16 protein-coding genes are annotated in these 13,035 nt (G+C 69.3%); 4 read left to right on the forward strand and 12 right to left on the reverse strand.

What is annotated here, in order from left to right; translation table 11 throughout:
• Window positions 1–26: 26 nt before the first annotated feature.
• From ACVCAH_RS31290 to ACVCAH_RS31300, 3 genes are all read right to left on the reverse strand, one after another.
• Window positions 27–596, reverse strand: coding sequence for an SMI1/KNR4 family protein (locus tag ACVCAH_RS31290; protein WP_447139840.1), 570 nt, complete (start codon window positions 594–596; stop codon window positions 27–29).
• Window positions 597–954: 358 nt separating this feature from the next.
• Window positions 955–2,529 (reverse strand): protein kinase domain-containing protein, encoded by a 1,575-nt coding sequence (locus ACVCAH_RS31295; protein ID WP_447139841.1) that lies wholly within the window; start codon window positions 2,527–2,529, stop codon window positions 955–957.
• 86 nt (window positions 2,530–2,615) lie between these two features.
• On the reverse strand, window positions 2,616–2,858 hold the full coding sequence (locus tag ACVCAH_RS31300; RefSeq protein ID WP_447139842.1) for an FIMAH domain-containing protein: 243 nt from the start codon (window positions 2,856–2,858) through the stop codon (window positions 2,616–2,618).
• A 1,266-nt stretch (window positions 2,859–4,124) separates the two neighbouring features.
• Here ACVCAH_RS31300 and ACVCAH_RS31305 point away from each other — a divergent pair.
• The gene (locus ACVCAH_RS31305) at window positions 4,125–4,418 is read left to right on the forward strand and encodes a hypothetical protein (RefSeq protein ID WP_447139843.1); all 294 of its coding nucleotides are present in this window, start codon (window positions 4,125–4,127) and stop codon (window positions 4,416–4,418) included.
• 558 nt (window positions 4,419–4,976) lie between these two features.
• Here the strand turns inward: ACVCAH_RS31305 and ACVCAH_RS31310 are convergent.
• The 6 genes from ACVCAH_RS31310 to ACVCAH_RS31335 form a co-directional block, all read right to left on the reverse strand.
• Window positions 4,977–5,117 carry a hypothetical protein gene (locus ACVCAH_RS31310; protein ID WP_447139844.1) on the reverse strand — a complete coding sequence of 47 codons (141 nt, stop codon included), beginning with the start codon at window positions 5,115–5,117 and terminating at the stop codon, window positions 4,977–4,979.
• A gap of 159 nt (window positions 5,118–5,276) precedes the next feature.
• The gene (locus ACVCAH_RS31315) at window positions 5,277–5,720 is read right to left on the reverse strand and encodes an SRPBCC family protein (RefSeq protein WP_447139845.1); all 444 of its coding nucleotides are present in this window, start codon (window positions 5,718–5,720) and stop codon (window positions 5,277–5,279) included.
• Between the two features lies 1 nt (window position 5,721).
• Entirely contained in the window at window positions 5,722–6,072 is a 351-nt protein-coding gene (locus ACVCAH_RS31320) for an ArsR/SmtB family transcription factor (RefSeq protein WP_447139846.1), read from the reverse strand.
• A complete protein-coding gene (locus ACVCAH_RS31325) occupies window positions 6,069–6,527 on the reverse strand; it encodes an SRPBCC domain-containing protein (RefSeq protein ID WP_447139847.1) in 459 nt (152 codons plus the stop codon). The genes ACVCAH_RS31320 and ACVCAH_RS31325 overlap by 4 nt, the downstream gene beginning before the upstream one ends.
• A gap of 316 nt (window positions 6,528–6,843) precedes the next feature.
• Window positions 6,844–7,887 (reverse strand): hypothetical protein, encoded by a 1,044-nt coding sequence (locus ACVCAH_RS31330; protein WP_447139848.1) that lies wholly within the window; start codon window positions 7,885–7,887, stop codon window positions 6,844–6,846.
• A 141-nt stretch (window positions 7,888–8,028) separates the two neighbouring features.
• Window positions 8,029–9,012 carry a hypothetical protein gene (locus ACVCAH_RS31335; RefSeq protein WP_447139849.1) on the reverse strand — a complete coding sequence of 328 codons (984 nt, stop codon included), beginning with the start codon at window positions 9,010–9,012 and terminating at the stop codon, window positions 8,029–8,031.
• A gap of 136 nt (window positions 9,013–9,148) precedes the next feature.
• On the opposite strand from ACVCAH_RS31335, the gene ACVCAH_RS31340 reads away from it, so the two are divergent.
• Window positions 9,149–10,114, forward strand: a complete 966-nt coding sequence (locus tag ACVCAH_RS31340) for a GNAT family N-acetyltransferase (protein ID WP_447139850.1) — start codon at window positions 9,149–9,151, stop codon at window positions 10,112–10,114.
• A gap of 76 nt (window positions 10,115–10,190) precedes the next feature.
• Here ACVCAH_RS31340 and ACVCAH_RS31345 read toward each other — a convergent pair whose 3' ends face one another.
• Window positions 10,191–10,538: a hypothetical protein gene (locus ACVCAH_RS31345; RefSeq protein ID WP_447139851.1), complete on the reverse strand. Its 348-nt coding sequence runs from the start codon at window positions 10,536–10,538 to the stop codon at window positions 10,191–10,193.
• A gap of 179 nt (window positions 10,539–10,717) precedes the next feature.
• On the opposite strand from ACVCAH_RS31345, the gene ACVCAH_RS31350 reads away from it, so the two are divergent.
• Window positions 10,718–11,254 (forward strand): GNAT family N-acetyltransferase, encoded by a 537-nt coding sequence (locus ACVCAH_RS31350; RefSeq protein WP_447139852.1) that lies wholly within the window; start codon window positions 10,718–10,720, stop codon window positions 11,252–11,254.
• A 42-nt stretch (window positions 11,255–11,296) separates the two neighbouring features.
• Here the strand turns inward: ACVCAH_RS31350 and ACVCAH_RS31355 are convergent, their stop codons facing one another.
• On the reverse strand, window positions 11,297–11,677 hold the full coding sequence (locus ACVCAH_RS31355; RefSeq protein ID WP_447139853.1) for an MmcQ/YjbR family DNA-binding protein: 381 nt from the start codon (window positions 11,675–11,677) through the stop codon (window positions 11,297–11,299).
• 458 nt (window positions 11,678–12,135) lie between these two features.
• Here ACVCAH_RS31355 and ACVCAH_RS31360 point away from each other — a divergent pair, with 458 nt between their 5' ends.
• Complete coding sequence (locus tag ACVCAH_RS31360; protein WP_447139854.1) at window positions 12,136–12,396, forward strand: hypothetical protein; 261 nt, start codon at window positions 12,136–12,138, stop codon at window positions 12,394–12,396.
• Here ACVCAH_RS31360 and ACVCAH_RS31365 read toward each other — a convergent pair whose 3' ends face one another.
• On the reverse strand, window positions 12,397–12,816 hold the full coding sequence (locus tag ACVCAH_RS31365; RefSeq protein WP_447139855.1) for a hypothetical protein: 420 nt from the start codon (window positions 12,814–12,816) through the stop codon (window positions 12,397–12,399). It abuts the gene before it with no gap.
• Window positions 12,817–13,035 lie beyond the last annotated feature (219 nt).

Consider the following 13,035-nt stretch of genomic DNA (forward strand, 5'->3'; position numbering starts at 1 on the left):
ATGATCACCGATGAGCTGCGAGCCCTTCACGCTCGGGTCGGCTCCAACCACGTAACCCCGCTCAACTTCGAAGAGCCGCTTTGGAGGGCGCCAGCTACGTCGGTGAGCATGGCAGCGACGCTTTCCCAGATTGGTAGGTCGAGGAAGTCTTGTTCGTGGTCCCACTCGCTGACGCAGCCGTGCAATGGTCCGGGCCGCAGGTCGACGAATAGCAGCTGACCACATCCGTCCTCTGCGATTGGCACGAACGCGTCTTGGAACGCGGAGCTGAACTCTCCGGCTTGCCCGGTCATCAATGTGGGCGACCCGAACTTAGCCATCAGATCGAGCTGAGATTGCCGCGCCTCGATGACGCGAGCGGTGCCCAGAGGCACATGGATCTCCGGTAGCAACACACAGCACGTGCCGTCGGTGAAGCCGTCGCAGGCTTCCCACCAGGCCACAAGGTCAGCCGGAAGCCTGACCGGTAGCTGGCGTTGAACGGCCTCGATGGCGGCGGGAGAGGCCGGGGGGCGTATCTCGGATGCGGTCAGCGGCGCGTGCTCGGCCAACCACGTAGCGATCAGGTGCCAGGACCGGGAAACCTGCGAAGTCACGGCCACATTCTCCACAGGGAGGACCGCCGATGTGGTCCCCCGCCCGCTACATCCTGCGGGTCGTCCGGATGGATTTTGCACCGGGCGAGCCCACACGGGTGTCGGACTGAGTACAGCGGGGGAGCGGCACCAACCTCGATCAAGGCCGATTCCGGACGTCAGCGCACGAGCTGAGCCAGACGCCTACCCATGCGGCTCCGCATAGCGAACATGGCGGGCTGGACGAACAGCAGCGGGACTGGCGACCAGCGCCGGGCGTAGCGACCAAGCGCCGCCGCTGCCGCATCCTGGCGGTGTGGGGCCAGGTGTTGGAGTGGCCTCGTGCCGGCCTGTTGGGTGGCGCCGTCTGCGCATGGCTTCAGTCGTCCTTCTCCTCCCCCTTCTTCTCTTCCTCATCCTTCTTCTCCTCGTCCTTCTCCTTGTCGTCCTTGTCGTCGCGCTTGGGCGCGACGGGTAGGGCGGTCTGGCCGGCCACGGAGAGGACGGACTGGCAGGCGGTGTCATTGAGCGTGAAGGTGGTGGGAAGGGCGTTCGTGCCTCGATAGGTCCCGTCGACGCGGGCCGCAAAGGAGGCCTTGGCGGCCAGGCCGCCGCCGCGAACCTGCACCAAACGGCCACTCTGTTTCCACGCACCTGGCGAGCCCCGTAGCAGACGCTGCTCCCCTGGTAGGGCGAAGGTCAACCGCCAGTCGTTGACGGACGTGGTTCCGGTGTTGGAGATGGTGATGGCGCTGGAAAAACGGCCATCGACGGCACGCCGCACGGTGTAGTGAACAGTGCACTCTGGTTTCCGTTCGCCCATGCCGGTGACAGCGGCGGGAGCATCGGCCAGCGCTTGGTGGTCCTTTGGACTTGATCCTCCGGCCAGCCAGTTGGCACCGAGTAGGGACGGCACGAGTAGCGCCGCAGCACCGGCCGCCGCGACATGGCGACGTCTGCGCTGCGGCAGTTGTCTCCACCGGCCAAGGAGCAGCTCGTACGGGCGTGGGGCCAGGAACCCGACGGCCGCCCTGGTCAGGCTTCGACCGCGAGTAGTCGCCGGGACCGGTGCTGCGACCTCGGCGGATCCTGTCGCTGCGCTGGCATCCAGGTGGGGCAGCACGAGAGTGGCTGGGGCGAGTCCGGCGAGGTCGCCGAGAATCCCCGCTACCTCGGCCGCCTTGGGCCGCTGGCTGGGCTCTTTGCCCAGACACCGCCAACACAGCTCTGCCACCTCGGCCGGGAGACCCTCAATGGCCGGCAGTGCGGCTGGTTCCTGGTAGCGGTGCGCGGTCAGCATCTGTGTGGTGGTGGAGGCGCGCCAGGGCAGCGACCCGGCCACTGCCCGGTACAGCAGCAGACCCAGCGCGTACACGTCGGTCGCCGGCTGCACCACGCCTTTGGTCAGCCGTTCGGGAGCCAGGTAGGCGGGAGTGCCGAGCAGCGGCCCGGCGGAACCGTCGGCGTCACCGGAAGCGGCAGAGACCCCGAAGTCGACCAACTTGACCCCGGCCGCGGTCACCATCACGTTGCCGGGTTTGACATCACGATGCACGATGCCGCGGTCATGGGCTGCCGCCAGCGCGGCGGCGACCTGCGCGCAGATCAGCACCGTCAACCGCCACGGCAGGGCACCGCCGGTCAACAGTTGCGCCAGCGAGCGGCCCTCGACCAACTCCATGACCACGTAGGGCAGCCGGCGGTCGCCGTCTGCCGTCTCGCCGTAGTCGTAGACTTCGACGATGTTCGGGTGGCGCAGCCGGGCCGCTGAACGAGCCTCCAGCCGGACGCGCTGAAGCAGGTGCGGGTCGGCGGCCAACTCGGGCGACAGCATCTTGACCGCCACGTCCCGTCCGAGCACCTCGTCGTTGGCACGCCAGACCACCGACATGCCGCCCGCGCCCAGGCGGTCGGCCAGTCGGTAGCGACCGTTGAGCAGCCGCCCGGTCTCCATGTGCAATGTCGTGCCCACGTAGGCGCCGGACAAAACAACCGCTCCGGCGTGTCAGAGCGATGCGGTCGGCTCCGATCAGGGGCCGGTCAGCCGCTGGGCACGACCTGCGCGAGGTGCGCGAGCCCGGCGGCGAGGTCCTGATAGCCGGCGGCGGAGAGCTTGTTCTCCTTCCGGAGGTTGGCCACCTTCTCACCACATTCAGCGAGCTTCTCCCGGGCCTTGTCCCCTTCTCCGGCGGCGAACTTCTCCTCGGCTTCCCGCAGTCGCTTGGTCAGCTCTTCGCCGGCCTCCGGAGCCAACTGCCCGAACGAGCTCGGTAACCGTGGCACGCAGTCCCGCGATCAGCTGAGCGGGGCGCAGGCTGGGGCGGGAAGACGGCGTCAGCGAGGGCGACGGGGGACTCCGATGGCTCGGTCACCCCCGATTCGGCAACCTCAGGTGGGACCGCCGCCGTGCCCACCGAAGGTGGCGGCACGACGTCGAACTGTTCGGGTGCGCCGCTGGCGAACATGACAGCCACCGCCGCAAGAAAGGACCGTGACCAGAGCGCCAGCCACGGCCGCTCACATGAACCACCGAGTTCGGTCAGGCTCGGCGCGCCGGTGACCGCTGCCCCGCATCGGCCGCACGGTCGGCGACACCGAGCCGGAATCAGGCGGGGTAGGCGGGGCCGACATGCCGGAGATCATTCCAGAGCCCCAAAGGTCAACCGATGGGCAAGTTCGACGGCAAGCCCGATCCCCTCAACGACCGGCGTTGGGTCACCTCCCGGCAGCCCAGTCGCGAGCCTGTCCGACAAAGGAGTGCGTCGGCTCACCGGCTCAACAGCACAACAGCCAGGGCGAGGCACCCGATCACGAGGGTGATTCCAGCGAACAAGGCATACGACCACGGGTCAGACCGCCTCGACAGGACCGGGATGGGACGGGTTGGCAGATTCCAACCGGCCGATGTAGAGGACGTGGAACGGGGAACGGAAGGCCGCTGAGAGGATGACGTACGCGGCGCTGACTGAGCCAAGGCAACTCCCTACGGGCGTACCGGGCAGGCGTCCGAGGCCGATCCAGACGCGGGCCGTCAAAGCCCTTAAACCCCTGCCCCTTCAGCGCCGCGTCCCCACCGCCCTCTCCCATCGGCGCGGCGAGTGGGCCGAGTGTTACATCCGAGTCGCTGTCGCAGAGCCGCCGAATCTACGACTACTTGCCGGTACCGGGAGACATGACGAAGCGGCGTCACGGGGGGAACGGCCGCTTCATCGCGACGGCCAGAACCTGATCGCACCCTGGGGGACATGGGCAAGCCATGCGGCGACCTGAGCGCGCCCTCGCTGGGCCAACGCTCCGCCTGACATCCGCAGCTGACATCAACAGAATCGACCGTCGGCGAACACCGACGGACGGATGACGCGGAGGTTGCGGACGTCCCGAACGGCGACGGACGAAGCGACGGTTGGGCACAAGGCACTGTCAAACGTCGTCAACCAGCCACCAACGATGGCAGCGAGACGCCGTGTGAGCAGGTTCGCCGGCCGATCGCGCTGGCAGCGGGACAGCCGCTCCAAGTTCCGCTTCAACTCCTCGACGTAGCCTGATCCGGTGCTGATCAAGGTCATGGACGACTACGGATGCTGGCCCCTGTGGGTCCGCAACGAGCGCGACCAGGTCTACGAGCCGCGCGATCCTGCCACGCTCGGGCTCTCCGCCAGCCTCGTCGGACGGTTGGCCGCCTGGCAACACTGGGCCGAATCCATGGTCAACCTCGCCGATCCGCATGACAGCAGAGCCGTCAGCGCAGCGGAGGAGGCCGCCTTCGCCGGCGAGGGACGTCTGCTGGCGGCACGTGTCGCCGAGGAGCTTCCGGAGGCGGTGGTGTGGTTCTATCAGCGGTAGGCGTGACCCGGCGGCATCCGACCGGTCCACACACGCGTGACAGGGGCTCTCACAAGGTGTGGCGCCCGCGCCGCTTCCGCGAAGGGGGCCGGGCCGTGAGTCCGCCGGTGACCCAACCCAGGGCGAGGGTCGCGACGGAACTCGCGAGGGCCAAGATCTGCCAGAAGCGGGCGGTGGCACCTCGTCCGGTGTCTCCGGTGCGATGAAGCCGCTGGGGTCGACCAGCACACTGACCGTCGCGCCGACGGCGAGCTCGTCAGCCCGATCTCGGCAGACGTCGCCGAAAATCGGCGTACCGTCCTCCCGCTGCAGGTTGTAGCAGTGCACGTCGTGTCCGCCCCCGCGGCCCCCGGGTACCGGGTCGCCTCGTGGTCACCGCTGTCGCCACCACCGGCTCCCCGCGGGCAGCGAGCACGGTGAGCCGAGGGCCGAACATCATCGCGATCATCCAGAAGACGGCCGCGACGAATGCCATCACTGCGACGGCCTTCACCGGGAGTGAAGCGGCCCTCCATACGCTGTTGGGCAAGACCAGTTGGCTGGCCGCCATCACCGCTATCACCGGCGCAACCAGGGCACCCATTCCGGCCAGGCGAAGAGGCTGGCGAGCGCCGCCACCGCGCCAGGCGCGGTGAGGCAGGCGATCAGCGAAAGTCGTGCGCCTCGTGCCGTGGTGGGACGATGGAACGACGGAGACACGGCCCGAATTGTGGACCGCGCGAGCAACGGCGGCCGCGAACCGGTCGACCCGAGCGACGCAGGGACCAGGTCGTCGGCAAGCCTCTGGCGGGCCGCTGGATGTCGAGCCCGCACCAAGGCTCCCAAGCCCGGCCGGACCCGGGAGCCTTGTGGTCGAGATCAGTGCCAGTCGCTGATTCTGACGTCGTCCGGCGCCGGCCGGCCGCGCCCGGTCTCCACGAGCTCCTTGAGACTCAACAGGAACGTCGCCCACTTGGTGCTGCAGTGGTGCATGAACTCCACCGGCTCGCGCCAGCCCTCGTGCGTGAACTGGACGATCGTGTACTCGCCGCGCTGGTCGAGGCGCCAGCCGATCTCGGTGCCGATCCATTCCTCGGGGCCGTCGGTGACCCGCCACCGTACGCGGCCGGAGGGATCGAGCTCCAGTACCTCCATGTCGAAGCCACCGACGTCGCCGAACCGGAAAGCCAACTGCCCGCCGACCTCGCTCCTGCCCTTCGTGTCGGTCGTCCACCAGCCGGCGATGCCCTCGGGAGTTGCCACTGCTCGGTAGACGTCGTCGAGCGGAGCGACGACGCCGACCCGGTGCAGGATGTCGACCATTTCATTCTCCTTGGTTGTTGTCGCGGTTGCGTTCGATCGCCTCGGCGATCCGCTTGATCCGGCGGAGTCGGGCGTCCCAGCTGGCGCCGACTGCCGACAACTGGGCGACAGCTCGGGCGAGCTGCGCCTCGTCGACCTGGTAGTGACGCTCGCGACCGGCCGGCGCGGCGTGAATCAGTCCGACCCGGTCCAGGACGGCCAGGTGCTTCGAGACGGCCTGGCGGGTGATGGGTAGTCGGTCGCTCAGTGACGTCGCCGTGCCTGGTCCGCCGGCGAGAAGAAGGTCGATCATCGTGCGCCGGATGGGGTCGCCGATCGCCGACCACAGGGCATCATCGACCGCCGTGCTCATGACGTGGAGACCAGCCGCGCAACGTACGTGCCCAGCGCGGGGATGTAGTGGTCCCACCCGCTCTCGTGGTCGCGGTACTGCTCCTCGAGGACGGCGATCTCCCATCCCATTTCCCGGAACCCGGTCTCCGTCATGCGGATCCGGGTTCCCTCGCCGGTCGGAACCAGATCGAAGGTGACGAGCAGCGAGTGCCCGCTCCGGTCAGGGTCCGAGAAGCACCACCGGAAGGAGAATCGCTTCGGGGGGTCGACCTCGACGACGGCGAGTGCGACGGTCGTCGTCTCGCCGGTATCCGCGTCGCGCCACACGAGCTCGCCGGGTGCGCCCGGGAGCGGCTCGAACCGTGCGTCGTCGGGCCACCATTCCCGCATGTGCTCGGGCCGGCTGATCACCTCGAAGACCACCTCGGGCGACGCGTCGACGTGGATGTCGCGCTCGATGGATCCGTGTTCCATGCCCACAACCTTTCGCAACCTTTGGTTGCGTCAACCTACAACAGCTGCCTCTTCTTGCGCAACCTTTGGTTGCGCGTCGATGTCCTGGTTCGCGGCCGGGCCACGCCCGGTGCCGGGTGGCGACGAGTACGACGCGCTGGTGCTCGGCGCGCTGGAGTGTTACGGGCGGGCGGTGCAGCGGGTGGCGCGGGACTTCGCCCGGCGACGGCGTTGCCAGCTGGCAGTGCCCGCGCAGCCGCGCGACCCTCTTCCCGATCAGATAGGCAATTGCGGCAACGGATTAGTCAGGCCCACCGGCGGCAGCGCACCGCGGTCACTACCTGCCCCGCTGCCACCAGCGACGTTTCGCCACCGGCGCCGGCGCCGGTTCCTCGTGCTCTTCGTCGTCCTGCGCCGCACGGGCCAGCACGGCCGTCGCCAGCGCCCGGTCGTCCGCTGTGCAGCCGGGCGTGACGATCATCAGCTGCGCCAGTGATTCCTCGATGGTGACCAGCCGGTTCGCCGCCACCGCCGCGTCGAGCCGGGCCCGGACGAGCTGGCGTACCTCCGGCCGCAGGTCCGGTTCCCGGTAGGCGGCGGTGACGAGCGCGAACAGCGCCGAGTCGGCGACCCAGTCCTCGACGCCGAAGGCGAGGTCCACCAGCACCTCGCGTCGGGTCGAGGTCGGCCACGGCTCGTCCTTCGCGTGGTGCAGGATGCCGAGGCACACCCACGGCTGCATGAGCCGGTACCAGTACGTCGGCGTCGACGTGGCCAGGTGCTGCCAGCGCGCGGTCTCCGGCGGGCCGGGCAGGTGGGCGAGCAGTCCGAGCAGGTCGTCCAGCGGCAGCTCGCCGAGCGGGGCGGCCTTCACGTACCCCGAGAGCGGCGACTGCCACGGTTCCCCCGCGACCTCCCGCAACAGCCCGACCGCGGCGGCCGACGGCGCCGGCCCGGCGGGCAGTGGCTCGGTGCCGTCGTACCGCCAGACCGCGTACCGGCCGGGCCGTACGGGCGTCCGGATGTCGGGGTGCGGGAACTCGTTGATGCCGATCTCGACCGGGCCGGCGATCCTGCGGCAAGCGGTCATGGCGCTGGCCGGCTCCGCCGCCGACAGCCCGAGGCCGGTGACCTCGAGCTGCTCGCCGCGCGCCCGGCGGCCACCGATCTCGTTGGCGACGTTGCTGATCGCCTCGCTCGGCATCGGCACCCAGTTGAGCCAGGGCCGCTTCGATCCCGCCATGGCGAACACCACGTCGGTCATCCCGCACGGGTGCGGATCGTCGTGTACGGCGACCAGGTCCGCCACGTCGCCGGAGGCCCGGAACCGCACCGCGTGCCGGGCGGCGTCACGGTGCGGGAAGGTGGGGTCGTCAGCCATATGCCGCAGGTCAGCATCCGCATCGCCCGAAAACATGGCGCGGAGCCTAACAATCCCGACAGTCGTGCAGGGGGCAGAGGTCAGCGGCGCAGGCGGTCGGCAGCCGCCTCGACCACGAGCGCCCAGCCCCTGCCTCCTCATTCATCTGGCCCACTTCCAGACGGCGTGGAAGCCCTCGGTCTGCCGGGTCCAGAAGTAGCCGTACGTCGCGGTGCTTCCGAGGTAGGGGCCGATCTGCGCGAGCAGGGCCTTGGTGCCCTTCCGGTCGTGCTCGGCCAGGTAGTTGGCCAGCGCCAGCCAGTGCCGAAGGGTGATGCCCCGGCCGATCAGGCGAGGCTCGCCGGCCCCGCGCCACTTGGCAGCGCACGCGTCGATCTCCCGGACAACCTCGGGCCGGTGGAAGTAGTCCGCTTTCGCGGCCAGCGACTCCGCCCGCGTGTCAAAGCCGTATTCGCGCAGTGCGTACTCGAAGTGGGCGAGCAGCGGCAGCATCGCCACCGATGAGCCGACGGGCGCGGCGGCGGCGGGCTCGCGGGCCGCGGCGAACATCTGCTCGTGCGAGCCGTACCACTTCTCGCAGAGGAAGGTCACCGCCATGAGGTGGGACTCGAAGTTGTACGGGTCGCGCTTGACCGCCTCGCCCATCGCCGCGAGGAACTCGTCGCGCTGCCGGTGGCCGTTGGCGAGCGTCGAGGCCATGCGGGTCACCCAGGGGTAGGGGTCGTCGGGGTTGAGGTCCACCGCGCGCTGGCTGGCCTGGGCGGCGAGGGCGGAGAGCCGGTGGAACTCCTGGAACTGCTCCCGGCTGGTGTTGCGCGCAGACGCGTAGCCCCGGGCCTCACCAGCCTGGTCCATCAGGGCGTCAGCTCGCAGGATGGCGACCGTCGGGTCGTCGGGCAGAGCGGCTTCCCACGCGTCCAGCCACTGTGGGGACTGCCCGGCAGCGCCAGCGAGCACCGAGAGCCGGCGGCCGCGCAGCTCCCAGTCCCGGCCAGTGGCCTCGATCAGGTCCCGGGCTGCTGCCCAGTGACCCGTGAGCGCCCGGTCGCGCGCGGTGCGCAACTCCAGATCGGCCTGGCTGTAGTCGGTGTCTGGGCTGGGTGGCTTGCGGAAGAGTCCGAACATCCGGCGATCATAAAGATCGACACGACCGCACCGCCTACCCGCCTGGCCAACTCGTGATCATCGCGCCCGTGTTCTCCCAGGGTACTGGCCGCATCTGACCTTGGAACGGATCGGGCGCTTCCCCGTGGAGAGTGCCTTGACTGCCAACCAGCAAGACCTGACCGTACGGCCGATCACCGGCCGTGACGAACTCACCCTCTTCCGCCGTCTGCCGTACGTGCTCGATGACGAACTGGCGGACGACCTCGACGCGGGCCGTCGACGACCTGAATGGTTGTGGGTGGCCCTACGGGGCGACCGTGTCGTGGCGAGGGCGGCGTGGTGGGGCCGGCGAGACAGCGATGCGCCGGTGCTCCTTGACGTCTTCGACATCGATGACGACGCCGAGGACCCGGACCGCCTGGAGGTGGGCGTCCGGCTGTTGCAGACCGCCATGGCTCAGGTCATCCCACCCGGGGCGAGGCCTTCCGAGTACGGCCGCTGCGTCCCGTCCGACTGGCGGGACTCGGCAGCCACTCGACGCGTTGTCGAGGATCGCATGGCCATCCTGGAGCGGACCGGCGCGCGCCTGTTCGTCGAGCGGCTCAGACTGGAGTGGCGGGCGGGCACGTCGATACCCGAACCAACCGGGCGGCTGATGTTCCGGCAGGTCCGGGACACCGGCGAAATCCTCGACCTCATGACCCTGGTCCTGCACGGCACCCTGGACGCCCACAGCCGTGACGACCTGTCCCGGATGCCCGCCGACAGAGCCGCGGCGGAGCACTACCACCGCGAGTTGGCGAACTACCGCAGCCCCCGGGACTGGTGGCGAATCGCCACACTGCCGGACGGCGAGCCCGTCGGGTTCGTCACGCCAGCACGCAACGACTACAACCCGATCATCGGTTACCTGGGCGTCCTGCCACAGCACCGTGGTAACGGCTACATCGATGACATCCTCGCGGAGGGGACCCGCATCCTCGCGGCGCAGAACGCGACCCGCATCCGCGCGGCCACGGATGTCGGTAACGTCCCGATGGCCATGGCCTTCGCACGTGCGGGCTACCTCAACTACCAGCGCGCGATCAACATGACCTGGGCCGATCCGATGGCCGAATAACGGCATCGAGGTTCGGCCCTGGTGCGGCGGGACCGAGCCGGGCGGGACGTCACGTCGCCCCGCCCGGCGTCCCACATCAGCCGGCGCAGTTGTTGTTGTGCGCCGGCTGGGTCAGCTTCTCCTGGGTGCCGAACTTCGCGTAGAGCCGCAGGTAGCACGGCAGCTCGATGTCGCCGTAGTAGCTCCGGACCTCGTTGTCGTAGTACGTCGTGCCGCTGTCCGCGACCTGCCAGGTGCCGCTGTCGGCGGACTGGATCTCCCAGTAGACGTCGCCGGCGCAGCCTTCCAGGCCCTGTGACCAGGCGATGATGTTCGCCCCGTTGTAGATCTCGGACTGCACCAGGGTGCAGGTGGCGGCCTGTGCGGGTGCGGCGCCGACGAACAGCCCGGCCGTCAGCAAAGCCCCCGCTCCGATCGCTGACATCAGCTTGCGCATGGTCCGGTACCTCCAAGATGGACGTGGATCACTTCCTGGAGGGTAGCCGGATAGGAAAAGCGGTTTCAACACATGAGCCTGATGTGTCGAAAAGTTTCACGGGCGGTGAGCGCAGGCCCGGGTGCGTACGCTGGTCGGCGACCTTCCGCGACCTTGGAGCCCCGCCGATGATCAGCTCTGGAGCCCGCACCATCCGGACCGCACGCACCCCCGACGTCGACGCGCTCGTCGACCTCGTCGAGTCGGCGTACCGGGGAGAGCGCAGTCGGTCCGGCTGGACCACCGAGGCGGACCTGCTCGACGGCCAGCGCGCCGACGCGGACATGGTGGCCGCCGCGGTGACCAACCCGGGCGGGACCGTGCTGGTCACCGAGGACGGGACGGGCATCGTCGCCTGCTGCCACCTGGAGCGCCACGACGACCACGTCTCCTTCGGCATGTTCGCGGTCTCGCCGCCGCGGCAGCGCGACGGGCTGGGACGGCAACTGCTCGCGGAGGCGGAGCGGTTCGCCAGACAGGAGTGGGGCGCCGTCGAGATACGTATGTCGGTCATCAGGCAGCGGGCGGACCTGATCGACTGGTACCTGCGGCGCGGCTACACCCGCACCGGTGAGCTGACCCCGTTCCCGTACGGCGACGAGCGGTTCGGCGTGCCGCGCAGGCCCGACCTGGCGTTCGAGACGCTGACCCGCAAGCTCAGCTGACGGCACGCACGTCGGTGGGCCGGTCGCAGTTCGCTCTGCCCATCAACCAGTCAGTGAGCCGTCATCAAGGTCGCCGACGAGCGAGTCCGGGGCACGCATGCGCCAAGCGTCGGTGACGAGCTCCTGCAGGCGATCGACGTCCACCTGCGCCAGCCGCAGCATGACCAGGGGCAGCCCGTCGTACGCGGGCGTGGTGAAGAAGACCTCGGGCTCGCCGAGGAGTAACGCCTGCTTCTCCGCCTCGTCGCCGACGTACAGCACCGCGATGTCGGTCCGGATGACGCGCGACGTACCGGGTCTGCGTTCGGGGTAGGACCAGACGAACCCTTTGCCAGCGACCCGGAAGTCGAAGCCTTCGCTGTCGATCTCGACCACGTGCGGCAGCCCCAGCGCCAGGCGACAGACATCGTCGGCGTCAGCCATCGAGGTTGCTCCAGGGCACCGCCTCCTGCATACGCACAGGCTAACCGCCGCGCCGCACGTGATCTGCGCCGCCCATGAGCAGGAGCTGCCGGCGCGGCGTGTGCCAGCGCCCACCGACAAGACGAGCTGCGGGCGGTCGCGGGGGCGTCCGGAGCCGGCAACGAGGACCGTCACGGCTCCCGCCGGGTCTACTGCTGTGCGCGCGCCGAGAATTCGCGTGTCGGGAGCGCCGCGGGGGGTACCCGGCCCGACAGCACCGGGAAGGGGGATCCGATGACGGAGGGGCCGCGCGACGTTCGGGACCGGTAACGAAAGATCGTCACCCCTGCCCCACGAGCCCCTTCCGCCCCAGCGCCGAGTGGTGATCTCAGGCCGATGGGCGCCTGCACATCGAGCTGCGGAATGAGCTGCGGTCATGACCGGCCGGGATACGACCAGCAGTGGGAGAGGGGATCGGGATGACTGATGGACCATTGGACGTGCCACCGGAGGCCGACGCGATCGAGCAGCGCCAGCCGCTGCTCGACGAGGGCCAGCCCGACCAGCCACCGCCGCCCCAACCGGCCGATGCCACCGAAGCTGACCTGGCCGAGCAGGGCGCCGCCGTGCCAGGTGAGCGCGACCTGCCGGCCACGCCGCTGCCCGAGGACGCGACGGCGGCGGATGCCTTGGAGCAGCGACAACCGGTCGAGCTGGGCGACGAGGACCGCCGCGACTGACTACCGCCGTTCGGCGCGCCGCTCCAGCAGGTAGCCGCCGAGCGCGAGCGCTATCAGGGCGTCCTGGGTGACCAGCGAGGCGGGCAGTCTGAGCAGCCGCAGTGCGGGGCCGCCCTCCTCGTAAGGGGAGGTACCGGGCACGGCGAGGGTCAGGTTGAAGGCGCCATAGCGGAGCAGCGGCAGCAGCGCGGCCACCATGGTCGCCAACTGCCGGTCCTGCCGTACGCCGTGAGTGAGGAGCCACAGCATCGCCAGGCCGGAGCAGCTCACTCCGACCACCTCCGCGGTGCCGTGCCAGCGGGCGTGCGGCCCGTAACCCGGCCCGAAGGTGTGGCGCCGGTTCCAGTCGGCCAGCCACGGTGCCACGGTCATCGCCGCGGCACTGGTGATCAGCAGGTATCGACCCCACCTCGACCCCATACATACTCCCTCACCTACACCGCCCTCGCTTCGGGTCGGATACCGGCACGAATGTCGGCAGAACCTCATGCCCTCGCACGTCTGCCCGTTGTCGGCGGCGACTAACACACACGGGTCTGCAACGAGTTGGCGTGCGCGGGTCCGAGCCCGGGGCGGGGTGCCAAGGCTCACCGGCCCGACGCCGTTCGTACAGGTCCGGCTGCCGGAATCCGAGCCCGC

The organism is Micromonospora sp. LZ34, assembly GCF_052981855.1.